22 protein-coding genes are annotated in these 19,054 nt (G+C 66.5%); 9 read left to right on the top strand and 13 right to left on the bottom strand.

The features are described from left to right. Position 1 precedes the first annotated feature (1 nt). A complete protein-coding gene (locus tag ACF8C6_RS11115) occupies positions 2-1,651 on the top strand; it encodes an acyl-CoA dehydrogenase family protein (protein WP_392499327.1) in 1,650 nt (549 codons plus the stop codon). Positions 1,652-1,752: 101 nt separating this feature from the next. Here ACF8C6_RS11115 and ACF8C6_RS11120 read toward each other — a convergent pair whose 3' ends face one another. The 4 genes from ACF8C6_RS11120 to ACF8C6_RS11135 all read right to left on the bottom strand — a co-directional run bounded on the left by ACF8C6_RS11120 (position 1,753) and on the right by ACF8C6_RS11135 (position 4,748). After that, the gene (locus ACF8C6_RS11120; RefSeq protein WP_392499328.1) at positions 1,753-2,418 is read right to left on the bottom strand and encodes a YoaK family protein; all 666 of its coding nucleotides are present in this window, start codon (positions 2,416-2,418) and stop codon (positions 1,753-1,755) included. Between the two features lie 67 nt (positions 2,419-2,485). Further along, positions 2,486-3,640: an MFS transporter gene (locus tag ACF8C6_RS11125; protein ID WP_392499330.1), complete on the bottom strand. Its 1,155-nt coding sequence runs from the start codon at positions 3,638-3,640 to the stop codon at positions 2,486-2,488. 113 nt (positions 3,641-3,753) lie between these two features. Continuing rightward, the gene (locus ACF8C6_RS11130) at positions 3,754-3,897 is read right to left on the bottom strand and encodes a hypothetical protein (protein ID WP_277689092.1); all 144 of its coding nucleotides are present in this window, start codon (positions 3,895-3,897) and stop codon (positions 3,754-3,756) included. A gap of 140 nt (positions 3,898-4,037) precedes the next feature. Further along, the gene (locus tag ACF8C6_RS11135) at positions 4,038-4,748 is read right to left on the bottom strand and encodes a hypothetical protein (protein ID WP_392499331.1); all 711 of its coding nucleotides are present in this window, start codon (positions 4,746-4,748) and stop codon (positions 4,038-4,040) included. A gap of 146 nt (positions 4,749-4,894) precedes the next feature. On the opposite strand from ACF8C6_RS11135, the gene amn reads away from it, so the two are divergent. Then, positions 4,895-6,361, top strand: a complete 1,467-nt coding sequence (gene amn, locus ACF8C6_RS11140; RefSeq protein ID WP_392499424.1) for an AMP nucleosidase — start codon at positions 4,895-4,897, stop codon at positions 6,359-6,361. Positions 6,362-6,415: 54 nt separating this feature from the next. Here amn and ACF8C6_RS11145 read toward each other — a convergent pair whose 3' ends face one another. Both ACF8C6_RS11145 and ACF8C6_RS11150 read right to left on the bottom strand, forming a co-directional pair. Then, positions 6,416-6,895: a GNAT family N-acetyltransferase gene (locus ACF8C6_RS11145; RefSeq protein WP_392499332.1), complete on the bottom strand. Its 480-nt coding sequence runs from the start codon at positions 6,893-6,895 to the stop codon at positions 6,416-6,418. Beyond that, entirely contained in the window at positions 6,892-7,917 is a 1,026-nt protein-coding gene (locus ACF8C6_RS11150) for an NAD(P)-dependent alcohol dehydrogenase (protein WP_392499333.1), read from the bottom strand. Before ACF8C6_RS11150 ends, ACF8C6_RS11145 begins: the two co-directional genes overlap by 4 nt. A 180-nt stretch (positions 7,918-8,097) precedes the next feature. On the opposite strand from ACF8C6_RS11150, the gene ACF8C6_RS11155 reads away from it, so the two are divergent. Beyond that, positions 8,098-8,664 carry a pseudouridine synthase gene (locus ACF8C6_RS11155; protein WP_392499425.1) on the top strand — a complete coding sequence of 189 codons (567 nt, stop codon included), beginning with the start codon at positions 8,098-8,100 and terminating at the stop codon, positions 8,662-8,664. Between the two features lie 100 nt (positions 8,665-8,764). On the opposite strand, the gene ACF8C6_RS11160 is transcribed toward ACF8C6_RS11155, so the two are convergent. The 4 genes from ACF8C6_RS11160 to ACF8C6_RS11175 form a co-directional block, all read right to left on the bottom strand. Further along, positions 8,765-8,983, bottom strand: coding sequence for a DUF2788 domain-containing protein (locus ACF8C6_RS11160; protein WP_392499334.1), 219 nt, complete (start codon positions 8,981-8,983; stop codon positions 8,765-8,767). Between the two features lie 93 nt (positions 8,984-9,076). Continuing rightward, entirely contained in the window at positions 9,077-9,556 is a 480-nt protein-coding gene (locus tag ACF8C6_RS11165; protein ID WP_068830434.1) for an Lrp/AsnC family transcriptional regulator, read from the bottom strand. 323 nt (positions 9,557-9,879) lie between these two features. After that, positions 9,880-10,299, bottom strand: coding sequence for an MAPEG family protein (locus ACF8C6_RS11170; protein ID WP_392499335.1), 420 nt, complete (start codon positions 10,297-10,299; stop codon positions 9,880-9,882). 68 nt (positions 10,300-10,367) lie between these two features. Further along, positions 10,368-11,420: an AraC family transcriptional regulator gene (locus tag ACF8C6_RS11175; protein WP_392499336.1), complete on the bottom strand. Its 1,053-nt coding sequence runs from the start codon at positions 11,418-11,420 to the stop codon at positions 10,368-10,370. Between the two features lie 110 nt (positions 11,421-11,530). Here ACF8C6_RS11175 and ACF8C6_RS11180 point away from each other — a divergent pair, with 110 nt between their 5' ends. From ACF8C6_RS11180 to ACF8C6_RS11205, 6 genes are all read left to right on the top strand, one after another. Next, on the top strand, positions 11,531-12,427 hold the full coding sequence (locus tag ACF8C6_RS11180; RefSeq protein ID WP_392499337.1) for a TauD/TfdA dioxygenase family protein: 897 nt from the start codon (positions 11,531-11,533) through the stop codon (positions 12,425-12,427). Next, positions 12,424-13,221 (top strand): 2-keto-4-pentenoate hydratase, encoded by a 798-nt coding sequence (locus ACF8C6_RS11185; RefSeq protein ID WP_392499338.1) that lies wholly within the window; start codon positions 12,424-12,426, stop codon positions 13,219-13,221. The genes ACF8C6_RS11180 and ACF8C6_RS11185 overlap by 4 nt, the downstream gene beginning before the upstream one ends. 10 nt (positions 13,222-13,231) lie before the next feature. Continuing rightward, the gene (locus ACF8C6_RS11190) at positions 13,232-14,185 is read left to right on the top strand and encodes an AraC family transcriptional regulator ligand-binding domain-containing protein (RefSeq protein WP_392499339.1); all 954 of its coding nucleotides are present in this window, start codon (positions 13,232-13,234) and stop codon (positions 14,183-14,185) included. A gap of 78 nt (positions 14,186-14,263) precedes the next feature. Further along, on the top strand, positions 14,264-15,205 hold the full coding sequence (locus tag ACF8C6_RS11195; protein ID WP_392499340.1) for a sterol desaturase family protein: 942 nt from the start codon (positions 14,264-14,266) through the stop codon (positions 15,203-15,205). Beyond that, a complete protein-coding gene (locus ACF8C6_RS11200) occupies positions 15,190-15,600 on the top strand; it encodes a limonene-1,2-epoxide hydrolase family protein (protein ID WP_392499341.1) in 411 nt (136 codons plus the stop codon). Before ACF8C6_RS11195 ends, ACF8C6_RS11200 begins: the two co-directional genes overlap by 16 nt. Before the next feature lie 129 nt (positions 15,601-15,729). Beyond that, positions 15,730-17,097 carry a DUF1329 domain-containing protein gene (locus ACF8C6_RS11205; protein ID WP_392499342.1) on the top strand — a complete coding sequence of 456 codons (1,368 nt, stop codon included), beginning with the start codon at positions 15,730-15,732 and terminating at the stop codon, positions 17,095-17,097. Positions 17,098-17,160: 63 nt separating this feature from the next. On the opposite strand, the gene ACF8C6_RS11210 is transcribed toward ACF8C6_RS11205, so the two are convergent. From ACF8C6_RS11210 to ACF8C6_RS11220, 3 genes are read right to left on the bottom strand one after another with little or no spacing between them, the layout of a single operon-like run. Next, positions 17,161-18,045 carry a cation diffusion facilitator family transporter gene (locus ACF8C6_RS11210; RefSeq protein ID WP_392499343.1) on the bottom strand — a complete coding sequence of 295 codons (885 nt, stop codon included), beginning with the start codon at positions 18,043-18,045 and terminating at the stop codon, positions 17,161-17,163. Next, a complete protein-coding gene (locus ACF8C6_RS11215; RefSeq protein WP_392499344.1) occupies positions 18,042-18,548 on the bottom strand; it encodes a DinB family protein in 507 nt (168 codons plus the stop codon). The genes ACF8C6_RS11210 and ACF8C6_RS11215 overlap by 4 nt, the downstream gene beginning before the upstream one ends. Continuing rightward, positions 18,548-18,964, bottom strand: a complete 417-nt coding sequence (locus tag ACF8C6_RS11220) for a polyribonucleotide nucleotidyltransferase (RefSeq protein WP_392499345.1) — start codon at positions 18,962-18,964, stop codon at positions 18,548-18,550. The genes ACF8C6_RS11215 and ACF8C6_RS11220 overlap by 1 nt, the downstream gene beginning before the upstream one ends. Between the last annotated feature and the right edge of the window lie 90 nt (positions 18,965-19,054).

Here is a 19,054-nt window from a genome sequence, read left to right on the forward strand (position 1 = left end):
GATGTCCCTGCACGAATTCGCCGAAACCCACGAAGTGTTCAACCAGGTGCCCACCCTGGACGGCGCCAACCTGTACCGCGTCGACCTGCCGCTGCAGGAGTGGACGCGGCGTTTCGGGGGCGGTTGGGCCGAGGACAAGCTGGAGGCCTATGGCGCCCTGGCCGGCGGCCCGCTGATGCAGGCCGGCTTCCTGGCCAACGAGAACAAGCCGGTGTTCAAGAGCCACGATCGCTACGGCCACCGGGTCGACCTGGTGGAGTTTCACCCGGCCTACCACGAGCTGATGCGCACGGCCATCGAACACGGCCTGCCGTCGCTGCCCTGGGTCGACCCGCGCTCCGGCGCCAACGTCGCCCGCGCCGGCCTCAGCTACCTGCACAGCCAGGTCGAGGCCGCCAGCGGCTGCCCGCTGACCATGACCTTCGCCTCGGTGCCGGCGCTGCGCCTGCAGCCGAACCTGGCCGAGCAGTGGCTGCCGAAGATCCTCTCCACCGAATACGACCCGCGCAACCTGCCGATCGCCCAGAAGAGCGGCGCCACCATCGGCATGGCCATGACCGAGAAGCAGGGTGGCACCGACGTGCGCGCCAACACCACGCGCGCCTACCCGGTCGGCGTCGGCGGCCCGGGCGAGGCCTACGAGCTGGTCGGCCACAAGTGGTTCTGCTCGGCGCCGATGTGCGACGCCTTCCTCACCCTGGCCTACACCGACAAGGGCCTGAGCTGCTTCCTGCTGCCGCGCCATCGCCCGGACGGCACGCGCAACCAGTTCTATATCCAGCGCCTGAAGAACAAGCTGGGCAACTGGGCCAATGCCTCCAGCGAGGTGGAATACCGTGGCGCGCTGGCCTGGATGGTCGGCGAGGAAGGTCGCGGCGTGCCGACCATCATCGAGATGGTCTCGCTGACCCGCTTCGACTGCATGGTCGGCTCCAGCGCCCTGATGCGCCAGGCGCTGAGCCAGGCCGCGCACCACTGCGCGCACCGCAAGGTCGGCGGCAAGGTGCTGGCCGAGCAGCCGCTGATGCAGAACGTGCTGGCCGACCTGGCCCTGGAGAGCGAGGCCGCCCTGGCCCTGACCCTGCGCATGGGCAAGGCCCTGGACAACGCCCACGACGAGCAGGAGGACAAGTTCGCCCGCCTGGTCACCGCCATCGGCAAGTACTGGATCTGCAAGCGCGCCACCACCATGGTCGGCGAGGCCAGCGAGTGCATGGGCGGCGCCGGCTACGTCGAGGAAACCATCATGCCGCGTCTTTACCGCGAGGCGCCGGTCAACTCGATCTGGGAAGGCTCGGGCAACGTGCAGTGCCTGGACGTGTTGCGCGCCCTGTCCAAGGAGCCGGGCGTGCTCGACGCGCTGTTCCATGAGCTGGGCGACGGCCACGGCGATGTCCGCCTCAAGGCGCATATCCAGCAGCTGCAGGCCGACTTCCGCGACACCGCCGACATCCAGTACCGCGCCCGCCAGCTGACCGAGGACGTGGCTGTGGCGCTGCAGGCCAAGCTGCTGCTGGAGGCTGGCAACGCCACTGTTTCCGACGCCTTTATCGCCAGCCGTCTGGCCGGCCGCGGACGGGTCTTCGGCACCCTGGCGCGCGGCATCGATGCCGAGGCACTGGTGACCCGCGCCACGCCGCATCTGGTGTGATCGCGGCACTCCCCGCCCTTGTCCCTGAGGCGGGGTAGCCGGATCGCCGCTCGCCGGCTACGCAGCCGAGGCTCCGCGTCCTGCGCGGGGCCTCAGTCGTTTCAGGCGCCTTGCTGGCGCCGCCAATAGGCCAGGTAGACCAGCGCCAGCAGCGCAGCCAGCGCCGCCGGGCCGAGCAATGCGCGGTAGTGCCAGTCGAAATAGCCCAGGCCGCCGAGCACCCCGCCGCCGATGAAGCCGCCGATCAGGATCAGGTACAGCAGGATGCGCCGGCGGTCCGCCGGCTGGCCGCGCAGCTTGAGGCCAAGCATGATGCCGAGGTCGGTGAACAGCCCGGTCACATGGGTGGTGCGCACCACCGCGCCGCTGTAGGTGCTGGTCATGGCGTTCTGCAGGCCGCAGGCAGCCGAGGCCAGGTAGTGGCCGAGGTGGTTGCCCTGTTCCAGCATCAGCATGGCCAGCAACAGGGCCAGGCTCTCGGCGAGCAGGGCCACGCTGTAGCGGCGGCCGAGCTTGAGCGACTGGTTGCCGATCACGCAGCCGCTGATGGCCGCGCCGGCAACGAAGCTCAGCAGGATCAGCAGCAGGTGCAGGGCGCCGGCCAGTTCACCCTGGGCCAGTTCCACGCCGAGTTGGCTGGAACTGCCCGAGAGATGTGACACGCCCTGATGGTTGAAGCCGAGCAGGGCGATGGCATTGACGCTGCCGGCGATCAGCGCCAGGCAGAAGCCGCCGATCTCCACCCAGCGTGGCAGTTGATTGATCATGGCGAGACGTCCCCCCGTCCGTCGTCGCCCCGTTATGCCCGAAATGTGCAGGGTGCGCCATGCGCTGTTAGGAGAACACCCGGCGCGCCGCCGGCCATGCACCGAGTGCCGCGACCACGAACAGACTGACGGCCAGGCACAGGGCCAGCGGTACGCCCTGCGGGCCGACGCTCATCAGTGCGCCGCTGAGCAGCGGGCCGAGCAGGCTGCCAACACCCCAGAGCAGGCCGACGCAGGCATTGGCGGTGACCAGGTCGGGGCCGCGGAAGTGTTGGCCGATCAGCACCAGCGCCAGGGTGTAGATGCCACCGGCGGCGGCGCCGAGCAGCACCAGTGCCGGCCACAGCAGCTCGCCCTGGCCGATCAGCCAGGGCAGGGCCAGGCCGAGGGCCAGGGTCAGCACGCCGCAGCCCAGGTGCAGGGCGCGGCGGTCGATGCGGTCGGACAGCCAGCCCAGCGGTACCTGGAACAGCATGTCGCCGCCAAGGATCACGCTGGCCATCAGCGCCGCCACGCCCACAGCCCAGCCATGGCTGCTGGCGTAGACGGGAAACAGCGACAGCACTACGGCATCGAAGAAGGCGAAGAACAGCACGCCCAGGCACAGCGCCGGGGCCACGCGCATGAAACCGAGCAGGGAGAAGCTGCGTGGCGCTTCCTCCGCAGCTTCCGCCCCGTCCGTCGGCAGGCTGTGCCAGATCCAGGCCAGGGCCAGAAGGTTGCAGCCCAGCACCACCAGCACCGGCCAGTCGCTGGCGGCACCGAACAGGCTGATCATCGCCGGGCCGCCCAGCTGGCAGCCGGTGAAGCAGGCGGCGTACAGCGCGACGATCTGGCCGCGCTTGTGCTCGTCGCACAGCTCGTTGACCCAGCTCTCGCCGAGGATCACCAGCACGCCCATGCCCAGACCGAGCAGCAGGCGTGCGCCGGCCAGCACGGGCAGCGATGGCTCGTCTGGCAGTAGCGCGGCGCAGGCCAGCAGGCACAACGCGAAGCACAGCAGGTACAGCTGGCGACCGCTGAAATGGCGGCACAGGCGGTTGATCAATACGGCGGCCAGCATCATCCCGGCTGCCGGCAGGGCGGACATGATGCCGATGGCCAGGCTGCCGGAGCCGGCCTCATGCAGGCGCAGCGCCACCAGCGGCAGAGTGGCGCCCATGCTCAGGCCGACCACGGACACGGCGAAGATCAGCACGCCGAGCAGATAGCGATTGTTCATTGTTCTCTCCAGCCCGTTTGCGGCCCGGGCGCGGCCAATAAGCGACGGATGCCCACGCGCGTTGGCGGGGCCGGTATGGGAGTCGGTGGCGTTGCGGCGCGGGGCCGCAGGACTCAGCGCAGCGAGGCGGGCGGAGAGAAGGTAAAGGCGAACAGCACGCTGCGCCGGCGCTTGAGCTTGCTGTCGCCGGGCCGGGTGCGCGCCAGCAGCTCGGGATCGGGCTGGGCGGAGCAGGGCAGGTGGGCGAGCGGCAGCATGGCAGCGAGGTGTTTGGTCGTAACGGGGCGCGAAGTCTATGGCGCGGCCAGATTGGGGTCAATCCATCTCGGTTCCCCGCCTGAGCGGGGCGTCAGTCCGGTGATTCTGTGCGGGGTTTTTGACGAGGTGTGGTGGGCGTTCAGCGCCGTTGCCAGAGCATCTTGCCGGTATTGCTCTCCGTGACCAGGTAGGGCTCGCTGAAGTGGTAGCGCGCCGCTGGCAGGTATTCGCGGGCATCTTGCAGTTGCACCAGCAGCAGGCCGTCGTCGCTGCGCCAGCGGCCGCGGTATTGCAGCTCGCCGGGACGGTCGTAGCTCCACTCGCTGCCACCGGCCACACTGCGGCGCCACTGGGCGATAGTGCCATCGGCACGGATGCGCAGGGTAGTGACGGTGGTCAGCGAGGCGAACTCCAGGCCGGTGCTGTTGCTCATCTGCTCGTAGACCCAGGTGCCGACCAGCGCTGGATCCTGATTGGGGTCGACTGGCGGTGGAGCTGGGGCGACCCGCTGGAACAGCGCCTCACGCAGCAGTGCCTCGCCGCTGTGCGGGTCACGGGCGGCCAGGCTGGCGCTGAGCATGCCGTCGGCATAATTCGCGTTCATGTTGGCCAGCAGTTGGCCCGACTTGGGATCGCTGATCTGCGCCTGCAGAAGGGTGCCGTCGAAACGGCCGGTAAGCCGCAGGCGCAGGTGCTGGCCTTCCACATACTCACCCTCCACCTGCTGCTCATGGCTGCGCAGGATCAGTTCGGTTGGCTGGTTGTCGAGGGTGGCCTGGTAGCGCCCGTCCAGCGGGTTGGCCAGGATAGGCGTGGCGAGCAACAGGCAGACAATAGGCAGGCAGCGCACAACAGCTCTCCACGGATGCTTTGTTTAAAGCGTAGAACGCCCGTACCCCACGCGCGCGCTATCGGTGTTTTGACACTGGCACTGGATGCGCTGACGAGCGCAAGATAGAGCGTCAGATCAAGCCAGGAAGCTGCCCCGTGACCCTTATGCCGCACACCGATTTCATCGTTGCCGCCACCGCGGATGAGGCGGTTGACCGCCTCGCCGATCTGCATCATCAGGCGACCACTGCCCTGAGCCTGGCGCTCAAGCGCTACCTCAAGGAGCGTACCCAGCCCAGTGCAACCGAGCGCGCGGTGTTTCGTTACCCCGAGCTGCGCCTGACCTACCACTGTCAGGGCGAAGTGCCGAGCAGCGTGCGCGCCTATGCCAAGGTGCAGGTACCGGGCACCTACCGTACGACGGTGACCCAGCCGGCGGCGTTTCGTGGCTATCTGCTGGATCAGTTGCGCCCGCTGATGGAAGATTTTTCCGTTACCGTCGAGGTCGGTTTCAGCCAGCAGAACATTCCCTACCCCTATGTGGTGGATCAGGGCGACGAGTTGGCTGGCTCCGGAGTGAGCGCCGCCGAGCTGGCGCGGGTGTTCCCCAGCACCGACCTGTCCGCTGCGACCGACTCGGTGGCCGATGGTCTGTATGGCTGGGGCGACAACAATGACCTGCCGTTGGCGCTGTTCGATGCGGCACGTACCGATTTCTCGCTCAAACGCATCCAGCACTACACCGGCAGTGACTGGTGCCATGTGCAGCCGTGGATCCTGCTGACCAACTATCACCGTTACGTCGACCAGTTCATCCGCCATGGCCTGGAGCAGCTGCGCAACGACCCGCGCTTCGTGCGCATGGTGCTGCCGGGCAACGTCATCATCGAGCGCGGCACTTCCGAAGACGATGCCCAGGCCGTGGCCGACGCCATTGTCTGGCACCGCTACCAGATGCCGGCCTACCACCTGATCGCCGCCGATGGTCACGGTATTACCCTGGTCAACATCGGTGTCGGTCCGTCCAACGCCAAGAACATCACCGACCACCTGGCCGTGTTGCGCCCGCACTGCTGGCTGATGATCGGCCACTGCGGTGGCCTGCGCCAATCGCAGACCATCGGCGACTACGTGCTGGCCCACGCCTACATGCGTCGTGACGGCATCCTCGACCGCGTGCTGCCGCCGAACATCCCCATTCCGGCCCTGGCCGAGGTGCAGCAGGCGCTGCAGGAAGCGGCGGCGCAGGTCACCGGCGAGCGCGGCGAAACCCTGAAGAAGCGTCTGCGCACCGGCACCGTGCTGACCTACGACGACCGCAACTGGGAGCTGCACTGGGCCCACGAACGGCCGCTGATCAACCTGTCGCGCGCCGTGGCGGTGGACATGGAAAGCGGCACCATCGCCGCGCAAGGCTATCGCCTGCGGGTGCCCTACGGCACCTTGCTGTGTGTGTCGGACAAGCCGCTGCACAGCGAGATCAAGCTGCCCGGCTCGGCCAGCAGCTTCTACCAGCGCGCCGTCAGCCAGCACCTTGCCATCGGCATCACGGCGCTGGACCTGATGCGCTGCCAGCTCAACGCGCTGCACTCGCGCAAGCTGCGCAGCTTCGACGAGCCGCCGTTCCGCTAAGCGCCGTTCAGGGGGCAGGTAGCCCGGATGCATCCGGGCTACGCTCTGGGCCTGTCAGGCGGTGTCGCGCAGGCGCAGATGCAGTAGCGGGAAGGGCCGGTCGGCGCCGTCCAGCGGCGAGCGGCCGATCTGCTCGAAGCCCTGGGCGAGGTAGAAGGCTACGGCGCCCGGGTTCTGTTCATTGACGTCGACCCGACGCACGCCTTGATGGGCGATCACATGCTTGAGCAGCAGCTTGCCGACGCCCTGGCCGTGATGGGCCGGATCAACGAAGAGCATCTCCAGGCGGTCCTCGGCGGTGCCGGCGAACCCCAGAATCTGCCCGCGCTCATCGCGCAGGCAGATCAGCCGCACCAGGTCGAAGTACTGCCGGGCGAGCATCCGCCGGTAGAACTGGATGTCCTCCTCGGCGAGGAAGTGGTGGGTGGCGCGCACCGCGGCCTCCCACAGGTCCAGCAGGCGTGGCCGGTCGGTGCCGTCCACCGCGCCCAGGTGCCAGGCGCCGTTACGGCGCCAGTGGAACAGCTCCGTCATCGACTGGCGTCCAGCACCACCCGGTAGCGCGCCTTGCCTGCACGCAGGTGATCAAGTGCTTCATTCACCTGACTCATGGCGAACTGCTCGACCTGCGGCAGGATCTGGTGACGGGCGCAGAACTCGAGCATGGTTTTCATGCTGGCTGGCGAACCGACCGGCGAGCCGGACAGGCTCTTCTGCTGCGGAATCAGGCTGAACACATGGGTGGGAATGGCGCTCGGCACGATGCCGACGAAGTGCAGGCGGCCCTTGCCGCGCAGGGTGGCGAGCAGGGCGTTCCAGTCCAGGTCGGCGCTGGCGGTGACCAGAAGGAAATCCAGGGTGCCGGCGATCGCCTTCATCGCCGCGCTGTCGGTGGAGGCCACCACCTTGTGCGCGCCCAGGCGCTTGGCCTCGTCCTGCTTGCTCAGCGAGGAGGTGAAGGCGGTGACGTCGCAGCCCCAGGCATTGAGGAAACGCAGCGCCAGATGGCCGAGACCGCCAATGCCGACTACGCCGACGCGGTCGGTGGGCTTGACGTCGAATTCCAGCAGCGGGCTGAACACCGTGGAGCCGGCGCAGAACAGCGGGCCGACCAGCGCCGGGTCGAGGCCTTCCGGCAGCGGCACGGCCCAGGCCCAGTGCGAGCGCAGGCGATCGGCGAAGCCGCCGTGGCTGCCGACGATGGTCGGCTTCACCGTGCGACAGAGGTTGTGCGAGCCTTCCATGCACGAGCCGCAGTGCATGCAGCTGCCCTTGTACCAGCCAATGCCGACGCGCTGGCCGAGCTTGAGGCCGCGCGCCTGTTCGCCGACGCGCACGATGGTGCCGACCACTTCATGGCCGGGGATGAAGGGGTAGCGCGCATTGCCCCACTCGTTGTCGATCATCGACTGGTCGGAGTGGCAGATGCCGCAGTACTCAACAGCCACCTCGACTTCTTCGGCGCCCAGCGGGCCGGGATCGTAACTGAAGCGCTCCAGCGGTGCGCCGGCGGCGGTGGCCGCCCAGCCGGTGAAGGTGGCGAGTTCGTTGCTCATGACGCGTCCTCGTGACTGATGATTCGACGGGAGCAGCTTAGCTGTCGCGAGGCCGTCTGCGTGCATCATCAGCGCGGCTGATAGTGCTCGGTTAAACTGCCGGCCTGTTCACTGCTTCCGGTCATTAGCATGTCGCGTCCACCTCGCCCCTCCGCCACTCGCCGTCCCGCCCCGCGCCGCGTGGCCAAGGCGCCGCCGGCCGAACCGCGGCTGATCATGCTCAACAAGCCGTTCGACGTGCTCACCCAGTTCAACGACGAGCAGGGCCGCGCCACCCTCAAGGACTTCGTCGCCGTGCCCGGCGTCTATCCGGCCGGACGCCTGGATCGCGACAGCGAGGGCTTGCTGCTGCTGACCAACGACGGGCGCCTGCAAGCGCGCATTGCCGATCCCAAGCACAAGCTGGCCAAGACCTACTGGGTGCAGGTGGAAGGCGAGCCGAGCGACGAGCAGTTGCGCCAGCTGCGCGAGGGTGTGCAGCTCAATGATGGCCCGACCCTGCCGGCCGAGGCGCGCCGCCTGGAAGAGCCGCACCTGTGGGAGAGGAATCCGCCGGTGCGTTTTCGCAAGAGCGTGCCGACCCGTTGGCTGGAACTGGTGATCCGCGAGGGGCGCAACCGCCAGGTGCGGCGCATGACCGCAGCGGTGGGTCTGCCGACGCTCAGGCTGGTGCGGGTGCGGATAGGTCCCTGGAGCCTGGGCGATCTGCCGCCGGGGCAGTGGCGCGAGCTGGAGCCGCAGCTGTAGGAAGGGGTTTGCCCTAGCCCGGATGAAATCCGGGGCAGGCCTCGCCGAGCGGGTGGGAAATCCCGGATTGCATCCGGGCTACGAGTCTGCCGCTCTGCAATCAGCCGTGAATGCCGCGGCTCATCTCGATGATGTAGGTGATCAGCGGCTTGGCCAGGAAGGCGAACAGGCACAGGCCCAGGCCGAGGAACAGGATGGCGGTGCCGAGGCGGCCGGCCTTGGACTTCTTCGCCAGGTCCCAGATGATGAAAAACATGAACAGCATCAGGCCGCCGACCAGGACGTACATCATCAGGCTTTCGAACTGTTCGGTTTCCATGGTGGGGACCTCTGTGGCACTGGCGGACAACGGGGCGGCGATTATACGCAACCCGACCCGCCAGGCGGCACACGCCGGTCGGCCCTGCGGCGATCAGCCGCGCAGGTGTTCCAGCGGCAGCTCGGTGCTGGACAGCACCTGGTTGAGCACGAAGCTGGAGCGCACGCTGGTCACGCCCTCGATGCGGGTCAGCTGACCGAGGAGGAATTTCTGGTAGTGGTCCATGTCCGGCACCACTACCTTGAGCTGGTAGTCGGCGTCCATCCCGGTCACCAGGCTGCATTCCAGCACTTCCGGGCACTGGCGGATCACCGCCTGGAAGTGCTCGAAGCGCTCCGGGGTGTGGCGGTCCATGCCGATCAGGACGAAGGCGGTCAGGCTCAGACCGAGCTTCTTGCTGTCCAGCAGGGCCACCTGGCGGGCGATATAGCCGTCGTCCTCCAGCTGCTTGACCCGTCGCGAGCAGGGCGAGGGCGACAGGCCGATGCGTTCGGCCAGCTCCTGGTTGGAGATGCGCGCGTCGCGCTGCAGTTCGGCGAGAATGCGCAGGTCATAACGATCAAGCTTGTTCATGAAAGTGTCTTTTTCTTAATTGATTGCGATTTGAACTCTATCAGGGGTGAAAAATTGCGCAAGTAATGCATCGGTGAGCAATATTCGCAATCCTGTGCCGGCGCTGCGCCGTTAAGCTTTCCCTCAGTTTCAAGGCCCGGACGTTGATGTCCACCCGCCACGCCCAATCAGGTGTCGCGGCGCCGGCGGTCCTACCGGATCGTGCAGGCACCCGGGTCCGCACTGCCCAACCAGGCAGGCGAGGAAAGAAGCGGCGACACGATTGCACGCGACGGACATGAAAAAGGGGAGGCCTGGAGCCTCCCCTTTTTCTTGCCTGCGATTTAGGTCAGGCCGCTGAGCTTGAGCAACCACCAGATCAGGATGACCAATTGCACCAGCCAGCCGGCGAAGCGCAGCCAGACGAACAACGGGCTGGTGCTGATCAGGTGCATCAGCGACTGGAACACGCGCGCGCCCAGCAGGGTGCAGGCCAGCGGGTCGGTCACCGTGGTGAGCCCCGCCTGCATGGCGTAGAGCAGCACGGCGGCCTGCATCGGCAGGTTCTCCAGGCAGTTGGCATGGGCGCGTACCAGGCGCTGGCCAAAGGCGCCCGGGGTGTTACTGCCATCGGGGGCGAAGGCGTTGACCTTCATGCGCCCGCTGAGTACCAGCAGGCCGCGCTGGTTGAGCAGCAGCAGAGCGAGAAACAGGGTCCAGGCGACCAGCCCGAGCAGGGCGACGGCGGAGGGGGAGAGGGACATGGCGGCTCCTTGTGGTTGTTGTTGTGGGGGCGAAGCGTCGCCAGCTTAGAGTTTCTAGAGTAAATACTCTAGTCAGGCTTCGGCGCCGCCAAGCCGACTTCGGGGGCGCCGGCCCGTTTGCGCCACTGTCCGGGCGAGCTGCCGTTCCAGCGTGCAAAGGCCCGCGAGAAACTGGCCGCGTCGGCATAGCCCAGGCTTTGCGCGATGCCGCCGAGATCCAGGCGCGAGTCGAGCAGCAGGCGCTCGGCCAGGCGCCGCTTGATCTGCTCGTTGAGCTGCTGGAAGGCATGCCCCTCGGCTGCCAGGCGTCGATGCAGGGTGCGCTCGGACAGGCCCAGGCGCTGGGCCACGGTGCGGCTGGCGAGCAGGCTGGCCGAGTCGCGGATCAGCACCTGCTGCACCAGGCGCGCGGTGGGCGGCGTGACCAGATCGTGGGAGATCTCCGTGCACAGGCGCTCGCACAGCTGCTCGCCTTCGAGCTGGGTGCTGATATGCGCCTGCGGCAGGTCGAGCTGCAGCTCGGCGTTGCTGAACAGGATGCCGTCGCGCGTCGCGCCGAAGCGTACCGGGTAGGGGAAGTCGCGCTGCAGTGCAGTCAGGTCAGTCGGCGCCTCGGCCGTCATCTCCACGGCCAGGGGCGTGACCGGACGCTGCAGCAGTTCGGCGCTCACGCTCAGGCAACCGGCCAGGCCGCGCTCGATCACGAAGCGGCGCGCATCCTGCGGCAAAACGCTGGCATCGAACAGCAGCCAGGTGCCGCGGCGCTCCGTCTCGATGCGCGCCGGGCACAGGGTCAGGGCCAGCAGCTGGTAGCGGCGGAAGGCGGCGAAGGCTTCGTCCAGGGTGCGGCTGGCCAGCATGGTGAAGCCGAGCAGGCCCAGGGAAGTCAGGTGGTAGTGTTGGCCAGCGACGAAGCCCAGGCCGGGCCGGCCGGCGTGCTCGATCAGGTTGCGGATCACCGCCAGTTCCTGCCAGGCCTCGATCTGCGCATTGGCCTGCTGCAGCGCCTCTGCGGCGATGGCGCTGCCGATCAGACAGGCCGAGGCATCCACGCCCTCGCTACGGGCGACGTCGAGCAGGTAGCGCACGCCGGTCAGCGGGCGGCTCTGGCGCCAGTTCATCGAATAGGCATCCTTTGGCAGTCATTATCAATTTGTGGCAGTCATTATCATAGATTGGCCGCACGCCCGTGTCGCATGCTGGGGCCACTCACAACAAGAGAGCTGCCGCCATGAGTGAATTCATCTACGCCCTGCCCAGCCACAACCGTGCCGCCGACTACCAACATTTCCGCGTCACCCCGACCACCGGCGCCATTGGTGCGGACATCGAGGATCTCGACCTGAACCGCCTGGGAGAGGAAGGCTTCGCCGAATTGCGCCAGGCCCTGCTGGCGCACAAGGTGATCTTCATCCGCGGGCAGAACCTGAGCCCCGCCGACCTGGAGCGGGTCACCCAGCAGCTTGGCGAGTTCGGTCGCGAGCCCTATGTGCAGACCATGGCCGAGCACCCGCATGTGGTGCACGTGGTCAAGGAAGCCGATGAGAAGGCGCCCTTCGTCTTCGGCGGTGCCTGGCATACCGACTGGACCTTCCAGGAGCGCCCGCCGGCCTTCACCCTGCTCTACGGGCACGACATCCCGCCCTTTGGCGGTGATACCTGCTACGCCAACCTGGCCCTGGCCTACGAGTGGCTGTCGCCAGGGATGAAGGCGCTGCTGGACAACCTCAACGCGGTGCACAGCCCGGAAATGGCCTATGGGGTCAACGCCAATCACAATGCGCTGCTGGAAAACATGGCGATCAACTACGGCAAGGACACCGCCGAAGACACCCGCGCGCATCCCCTGGTGATCCGTCATCCGGAAACCGGGCAAAAGGTGCTGTTCGTCAATCCCGCCTACACCGTCGGTATCGAGGGGCTGCGTTCGGAGGAAGCCAGACCGCTGCTCGACTACCTGTTCAAGCTGGCCACCGCCCCAGCCTTCACCTGCCGCATGCGCTGGCGCCAGGGCACCCTGGCGATCTGGGACAACCGCAGCACCTGGCACCTGCCGATTTCCGACTACCACGGCATGCGCCGAGAAATGTTCCGCACCACCGTGGTTGGCGAGGTGCCGAGCCGATGAGCCTGCACCGCGCGATCCGCGATACGCGCCTGCTGGCTGCCGCCAGTGCCCTGGCCTTGGCGCGCGGTCAGCGCCAGCCCGGGCCTCGGGTCAGTGAAAGCTTCGCCCTGGTCAATCTGGACGAGGCCTATCAGGTGCAGGCCGCCGGCATCCAGCAGGCCCTGGCGCAAGGGCGCTGCCTGAGTGGCGCCAAGGCCGGGCTGACCTCGGCCGCGCTGCGCGCGGCGCTCAAGGTCGAGGAGCCGCTGTACGGCTGGCTGCTGACCGACAGCGCCTGTCAGTCGGGCGCGAACATCGCCTGGGAGCGTCTGCTGCAGCCCAAGGTGGAAGTCGAGCTGGCACTGCTGCTGGAGCGCGATTTGCCGGGCGGCGAGATCAGTCAGGAGCAACTGCTGGCCAGCATTGCCGGCGTGGTGCCGGCGCTGGAGATCAACGACTCGGCCATCGAAGGCTGGCAGCTGACCCTGCTCGACGCAGTCGCTGACAATCTCTCGTCCGGGCTCTATGTGCTGGGCGAGTCGGTAGTACCGCTGGCGCAGCTGCAGAGCCAGACGCTGATCGGCACGCTGCTGTGCAATGGCCAGCCGCTGCGCGAGGACGTGACCATCGTGCTGAACGAGGTGTTGGCCACCGCCCTGTGGCTGGCGCGCAAGATGGCTGCACTGGGCCAGCCGCTGAGAGCCGGTGACGTGCTGCTGACCGGAACGCAGGCACCTATTGCCGACGTGGCCCGGGGCGACCAGCTGAGTTTCAGCGTCGGTGGGCTAGGCGAGGTGACATGCGCCTTCGCCTGAGGCCGGCAATGTGATCGTGGTGCCCAGCGCCTTCGACGCCATCCTCGACGACTGGCTGGCCAGCCTCGGTCTGACCCGGCCAGCCAGCACCCGGCGTGGAGCGGCGGCGCTGACGCTGGAGCAATGGGAGGCGCAGGTGCAGGCAGCCATCGCCCTGGCACCCGGGCCTGCGCGCGGGCTGGACATCGGCCGCCATGTGCGGCTGCAACATGCCGGGCCGCTCGGCTACCTGCTGGTCAACACCCGTACCCTGGGTGAGCTCCTCGACACCTACCTGTTGCTGGAACGCTGGTTCTACGGTCGCCAGTGGGCGCAGCTAAGCCGTGTGGATGAGCGGGTGGTCATCGCCTGGGACCAGCGCTTCGGGCGCCCCGACCGCGTACTGGAGCAGCTGCATGCGATGGCCCTGCTCAGCGTGTTGCGCAGCGTCTGCCCGGGCGCCGGTCAGCCGCTGCATATCGACCTGATGGGGGCCGCCGAAGGCGAGGAACAAGCCTGCCGGGAAGCCTTCGGTTGTCCACTGCGCTTTGCCCAGCCGGCGCTGCGCTTGAGCTTCGCCGCCGAGGCCCTGCAGGCTCCCATTGATCTCAGCGCGGCCATGCTCAGCCCGGCCTGGGACAGCCGCCAGCGCACCCTGCGCGAAACGCTGCCAAACGCGACCGAGCTGGTGCGTGCGGTGCGCGAGGCGATACTGCAGACCTTGCCCACGGGCGCCTCCATCGATGCGGTGGCGGCGCGTCTGCATCTGTCGCGGCGCACCCTGCAGCGGCGTCTGGACGAGTCCGGCTGCGCCTACCGGCAACTGCTCGATGCGGTCCGCCAGTGTCATGCGCGGCACTTGCTCGACGATCCGACACTGAGCCTCAAGGAAGTCGCCTTTCTCCTTGGCTACGCCGAGCAGAGCGCATTCAACCATGCCTATCAGCGTTGGTATGGCACCGCGCCAAGACATCCCCTACGTTGAATTGGCACGGATTATCAAGACCGTTTCAGCGTCCCTGAATAGGCTTTCCTCACGTAGCAAACGTTCGAGGAAAATCCGATGGAGATTTCACTCTTGACTGGGTTGGGGGCTGCTCTGGAGCAGCTCCTGGGTACGCTGGCGCCCAGCCAGATGCTGATGTTGTTGGCCCTGCCGCTGACCCTGAGCCTGGCCGCGCTGGAGTGGTGGCACTTTCGCCATGGCGACCAGTACAACCTCAAGGACAGTCTGGCCAGCACCCTGCTGGGCGGCGCCTATGTGCTGATCTCCGAGGGCTTCATGGTGCTCGCCGTGGTAGTGCCGGCCTTCGACTGGGTCTACGGCTTCCGCCTGACCACGATGCCGATCAACCTCTGGTCGCTGCTGCTGTTGTTCGTCCTGGTCGACTTCTGCTTCTACCTGTTCCACCTGGCGGCGCATCGCATTCGCCTCTTCTGGGCTGTGCATGAGGTGCATCATGCCTCGGAGTACTTCAACTTCACCGTGGCCTTCCGTCAGAGCCTGATGTATGCGGTCACCGGAGTGTATGCCTTCTTCCTGCCCGCGGTGCTTCTCGGCTACCCGCCGGAGTGGGTGCTGACCATGCTGGCGGCGAACATGACCCTGCAGATCTTCCCGCACACCCAATGGGTTGGACGGCTGCCGGCGGTAATCGAATGGCTGTTCAACACACCGTCCAACCACCGCGTGCATCACGGCCGTAACCCGCGCTATATCGACCGCAACATGGGCGGCGTGCTGATGCTCTGGGATCACCTGTTCGGCACCTATGCCGCCGAAGACCCCAGCGAGCCGCCGGAGTACGGCGTGGTACGTCAGGTGCACAGCTACAACCTGCTGACCCTGACCTTTCGCGAATTTGCGGCGATCTTCCGTGACGTGGCCCGCCCCGGGCCGTTGTCGCAGCGCCTCAAGCACCTGTGGGGGCCTCCGGAGTGGCAGCGTCCTGTCGGTGATCTGGGCGTTGCACAGGAGGGTGACAAAGCATGTCGATCGAGCTAGTGCAGCGTCTGTTCGTCGCGGCTGAACAACTGGATGAGCACGCACTCGTCGCCTGCCTGCATGAACGCTGTGTCTTTCATACCCAGCCTCTGCCCGAGTGGACGGCTGCCCGTGGTCTGTCGTCGGTGCGGCGGCACTTGCGAGTCCTGCTGTGGTGGGTGAGCGAGTTCAGGGTGCTGGGCATCAGTCGAACCATGCCTATCGGCGATGCACTGTATGTCGAGCGAGTGGAGCGCCTCCGGGTGCTGGGACGCACTGTTGAGCTTGAGGTGGCAGCCGTATTCCGCTTTCGCGACGGCCGCATTCTGCTCTGGCAAGACCGCGTTTCAGTGCGTGCTCTGCTGCGCCAGCTGTTCTGGCCTCGACGGGGCAGGCGCGCCGCTGTGCGCCAGTAAGTCGACCCAAACCCAGCCGGCCATGCCCGTGACTGGATAACGCTCGTCGAGCCTGGCGGGCTATCCAGCCCGGCCGGTTTTGCCCAAGAAAATTGCTGCCAAGGCAATCAACCTCCAGAGCCATAGACAATGAACAAGATCACCTGCCTGTTATTTGCATTATCCATGGGCGTCATGACGGCCCAGGCAATCGCAGCGGTTACCCCCGAGGAGGCTCAGCGCCTGGGGACTTTACTCACCCCGACCGGCGCGGAAAGAGCCGGCAATGACGCCGGCACCGTCCCCCAATGGACGGGCGGTCTGCCACGCGACGCCGGGGTGTTGAGTGAGGATGGCTTCCTGCAAGACCCCTTTGCGAGCGAGTCGCCCCTGTTCACCATCACCATCGAGAACCTGGAGCAATACAGGGGCCAGCTGTCCGTCGGGCAGCTGGCCATGTTCAAGCGCTACCCGGATACCTATCGCATGCCGGTCTATAAGAGCCACCGCACCACGGCGCTGCCGGACGACATCTATGCGGCCATCAAGATCAGTGCGGTCAATACCACGCTGATCGAGAACGGCACGGGCCTGCAGGGTTTCACGGGCAGCCGCTATTACGCCTTCCCGTTGCCGAAAAACGGCCTGGAAGTGGTCTGGAACCACATCACCCGCTATCGCGGACGCACGCTGCGCCGCAACATCGTGCAGGTGACGCCGCAGGCTTCCGGCGACTACACGCTGATCCGCTTCGAGGACAGGATCGCCTTCCCCGACGGTCTGGATGACCTCAAGGCCAAGCAAGCCTCCAATGCCCTGTTTTTCTACATCCAGCGGGTCACTGCACCGGCGCGTCTGGCGGGTAACGTGCTGCTGGTGCACGAGTCCATCGACCAGGTTGCCCTGCCGCGCATGGCCTGGCAGTACAACTCGGGACAGCGCCGTGTGCGCCGTGCGCCGCAGATTGCCTATGACGCCCCGGGAACCGCGGCCGACGGCCTGGCGACCATCGATAACTTCGACATGTTCAACGGTGCCCCCGACCGCTATGACTGGAAGCTGGTCGGCAAGCGCGAGTTGTACATCCCCTATAACAACTACCGGATCGACTCGCCGAGCCTGAGGTACGGCGACATCGTCAAGCCTGGCCACACCAATCAGGACCTGGCTCGTTATGAGCTGCACCGGGTCTGGGAAGTCGAGGCAAACCTCAAGCCGGGCGAGCGCCATATCTATTCGAAGCGGCGCTTCTTCATCGACGAAGACTCCTGGCAAATCGCGCTCTCCGAGCAATACGACGCCCGTGGTGAGCTATGGCGCGTGGGCCAGGTCATGCACCTGCAGCACTACGCCGCGCAGGTGCCGATGTACGCCTTCGAGACGCTCAATGACCTGACCTCCGGCCGCTATCTGGCCATCGGCATGAAGAACGAGGAAAAACACGGCATCGAGTTCGGGATCGAGGTATCGGCCTCCGAGTTCACCCCGGCGGCACTCAGAAACCAAGGGGTTCGCTAGACCCGGCAGCAGTGCCGGCCTTGCCAGCAGAAGGCAGGGCCGCGTTAACTGCCAGCCAGGACGTCAGTGGCCTACCACTTCGCTGGGGTCGGCATGCACCAGCACTTCGGCGCGCGGGTAGGCCTTCCGGATCGCTTGCTCGACCGCTTCGCAGCGCTGATGCGCCTCGCTGAGGCTAAGTGTGCCGGGTAGCTCCAGATGCAGCTGAACGAACCAGCGGGTGCCGGAAACGCGGGTGCGCAGATCGTGCGCGCCGAGCACGCCGGGAACCGCGCAGGCCAGATCATGCATGCGTTCGTTGACGTCCGGTGGCAGGGCCTCGTCCATCAGCACCGCCACTGCTTCACGCACGATGCTAATGGCGCTCCACAGGATGTAGACGGCGATCCCCAAGCCAAACAGCGGGTCCAGTCGGTGCCAGCCGAAGGCGGCCAGCACCAGGGCCAGCAGGATGCTGCTGTTGAGCAGCAGGTCCGAACGGTAGTGCAGGGAGTCGGCGCGAATCGCCGTGGAGCCGGTTTCGCGGATGACGTGGTGCTGGAACAACAGCAGGGCGACGGTCATCGCCAGCGACAGCAGCATCACCGCGATGCCCAAGGCCTGGGCGCCCAGTGGTTGCGGGTGTTGCAGGCGTTCGACAGCCTGCAGTGCCACCAGCACGGCGCTGGCGCCGACGAACAGCGCCTGGGCCAGGCCGGCCAGGGCTTCGGCCTTGCCGTGGCCGTAGCGGTGATCCTCGTCGGCCGGGCGCAGGGCGTAGTGCACGGCGATCAGGTTGAGCAGCGAGGCGGCGCCGTCGAGCAATGAGTCGGTGAGGCCGGCGAGCAGGCTGACCGAGCCGCTCAGCCACCAGGCCACGGCTTTAGCCAGGGCCAGCAGCAGGGCGGTGGCCAGGGCGGCCGAGGTGGCCAGGCGCATCAGGCGGGCGTGCTTGGGGGATGCGGTCATGGCAGTTCGGGCAGGGCGTAGATATAGTCGAGCTTCGGCGCCGGGCGGCCCAGTGCGGTCAGTGCTGCAGTGATCTGGCCACGGTGGTGGGTGCCGTGGTTGACCAGGTGCGTGACGATATCCAGCAACGGTCGCTGGAAGGGTTCGCCGGCCATGTTGCGGTAGCTGATCGGAGCCAGCAGCTCGACATCCGTGAGCCCATCGAGCTGGTTGCGCCAGGCGGCGACGCCGACCTCCAGATAGTTCTCGAACGCCGTGCGTTCGTTCACTGCCTCGGCATCCAGCTGCGTAAAGGGCTGCGGTTCGCCGCGCACCCGTGCCAGCCAGATGCGGTCGACCACCGCCAGGTGGTTGAGGGTGCCGTGGATGTTCTTGAAGAACAGTCCGCAAGGGGCGCGGTACTGCTCTTCGGTCAATGGCTGCAGCTCGCCGAGCAAGCGTGCATAGGCCCAGCCGTGGTAGGCCAGCAGGCGTTGCAGGTGGGTGGCGAGCGGGTGTGGCATCAGGCCTCCGTGCGCAGGCCGAGGGCGGCCAGTTGCTCGATGCCGCCACTGTGCTGGATCAGGCGCGGGTCGTCCAGCGGCAGGTCGCGGTCCAGTTCGCGGTGCAGGATAGCCTTGAGCTGGGCACGGTCGACCTGGCCATCGGCACCTATGGCTTCTTGCAGCACCTCGGGAGCCAAGCTGTATTTTCCGCCGGGCAGGTAGATGGCACCGGTGGCGAAGTCGATGCCGAAGGCGATCAGGCCGGGGATGACGAAGAACAGGATGCCGATGGCATCCATGCCGACCACGGCGATGTCGACCTTGCCGTCGATCTGGCCACGGCGTTCCGGGTACAGGATGGTGCCACAGGCCGTCAGCTGGGCAATCAGGGTCAGAGCGAGAACACCACCGGTAACACGGGAAAACGTGCGCATATGCACCTCCTGACAATGGGGGCGGCACTATAGCAAGCCGCTGTTGCAGTTGGATGCCGACGAACGGTGTCGGTTCATACTTATAATCGC

Source organism: Pseudomonas sp. zbq_18 (assembly GCF_043102245.1).
GTDB lineage: Bacteria > Pseudomonadota > Gammaproteobacteria > Pseudomonadales > Pseudomonadaceae > Aquipseudomonas.

Bases quoted from the DNA above. Each gene is read 5' to 3' on its own strand.
- ACF8C6_RS11115 (WP_392499327.1), top strand. From the start codon at position 2: ATGTCCCTGCACGAATTCGCCGAAACCCACGAAGTGTTCAACCAGGTG.
- ACF8C6_RS11120 (WP_392499328.1), bottom strand. From the start codon at position 2,418: ATGATCAATCAACTGCCACGCTGGGTGGAGATCGGCGGCTTCTGCCTG.
- ACF8C6_RS11125 (WP_392499330.1), bottom strand. From the start codon at position 3,640: ATGAACAATCGCTATCTGCTCGGCGTGCTGATCTTCGCCGTGTCCGTG.
- ACF8C6_RS11130 (WP_277689092.1), bottom strand. From the start codon at position 3,897: ATGCTGCCGCTCGCCCACCTGCCCTGCTCCGCCCAGCCCGATCCCGAG.
- amn (WP_392499424.1), top strand. From the start codon at position 4,895: ATGCCGCACACCGATTTCATCGTTGCCGCCACCGCGGATGAGGCGGTT.
- ACF8C6_RS11145 (WP_392499332.1), bottom strand. From the start codon at position 6,895: ATGACGGAGCTGTTCCACTGGCGCCGTAACGGCGCCTGGCACCTGGGC.
- ACF8C6_RS11150 (WP_392499333.1), bottom strand. From the start codon at position 7,917: ATGAGCAACGAACTCGCCACCTTCACCGGCTGGGCGGCCACCGCCGCC.
- ACF8C6_RS11160 (WP_392499334.1), bottom strand. From the start codon at position 8,983: ATGGAAACCGAACAGTTCGAAAGCCTGATGATGTACGTCCTGGTCGGC.
- ACF8C6_RS11165 (WP_068830434.1), bottom strand. From the start codon at position 9,556: ATGAACAAGCTTGATCGTTATGACCTGCGCATTCTCGCCGAACTGCAG.
- ACF8C6_RS11170 (WP_392499335.1), bottom strand. From the start codon at position 10,299: ATGTCCCTCTCCCCCTCCGCCGTCGCCCTGCTCGGGCTGGTCGCCTGG.
- ACF8C6_RS11175 (WP_392499336.1), bottom strand. From the start codon at position 11,420: ATGAACTGGCGCCAGAGCCGCCCGCTGACCGGCGTGCGCTACCTGCTC.
- ACF8C6_RS11180 (WP_392499337.1), top strand. From the start codon at position 11,531: ATGAGTGAATTCATCTACGCCCTGCCCAGCCACAACCGTGCCGCCGAC.
- ACF8C6_RS11185 (WP_392499338.1), top strand. From the start codon at position 12,424: ATGAGCCTGCACCGCGCGATCCGCGATACGCGCCTGCTGGCTGCCGCC.
- ACF8C6_RS11195 (WP_392499340.1), top strand. From the start codon at position 14,264: ATGGAGATTTCACTCTTGACTGGGTTGGGGGCTGCTCTGGAGCAGCTC.
- ACF8C6_RS11200 (WP_392499341.1), top strand. From the start codon at position 15,190: ATGTCGATCGAGCTAGTGCAGCGTCTGTTCGTCGCGGCTGAACAACTG.
- ACF8C6_RS11205 (WP_392499342.1), top strand. From the start codon at position 15,730: ATGAACAAGATCACCTGCCTGTTATTTGCATTATCCATGGGCGTCATG.
- ACF8C6_RS11210 (WP_392499343.1), bottom strand. From the start codon at position 18,045: ATGACCGCATCCCCCAAGCACGCCCGCCTGATGCGCCTGGCCACCTCG.
- ACF8C6_RS11215 (WP_392499344.1), bottom strand. From the start codon at position 18,548: ATGCCACACCCGCTCGCCACCCACCTGCAACGCCTGCTGGCCTACCAC.
- ACF8C6_RS11220 (WP_392499345.1), bottom strand. From the start codon at position 18,964: ATGCGCACGTTTTCCCGTGTTACCGGTGGTGTTCTCGCTCTGACCCTG.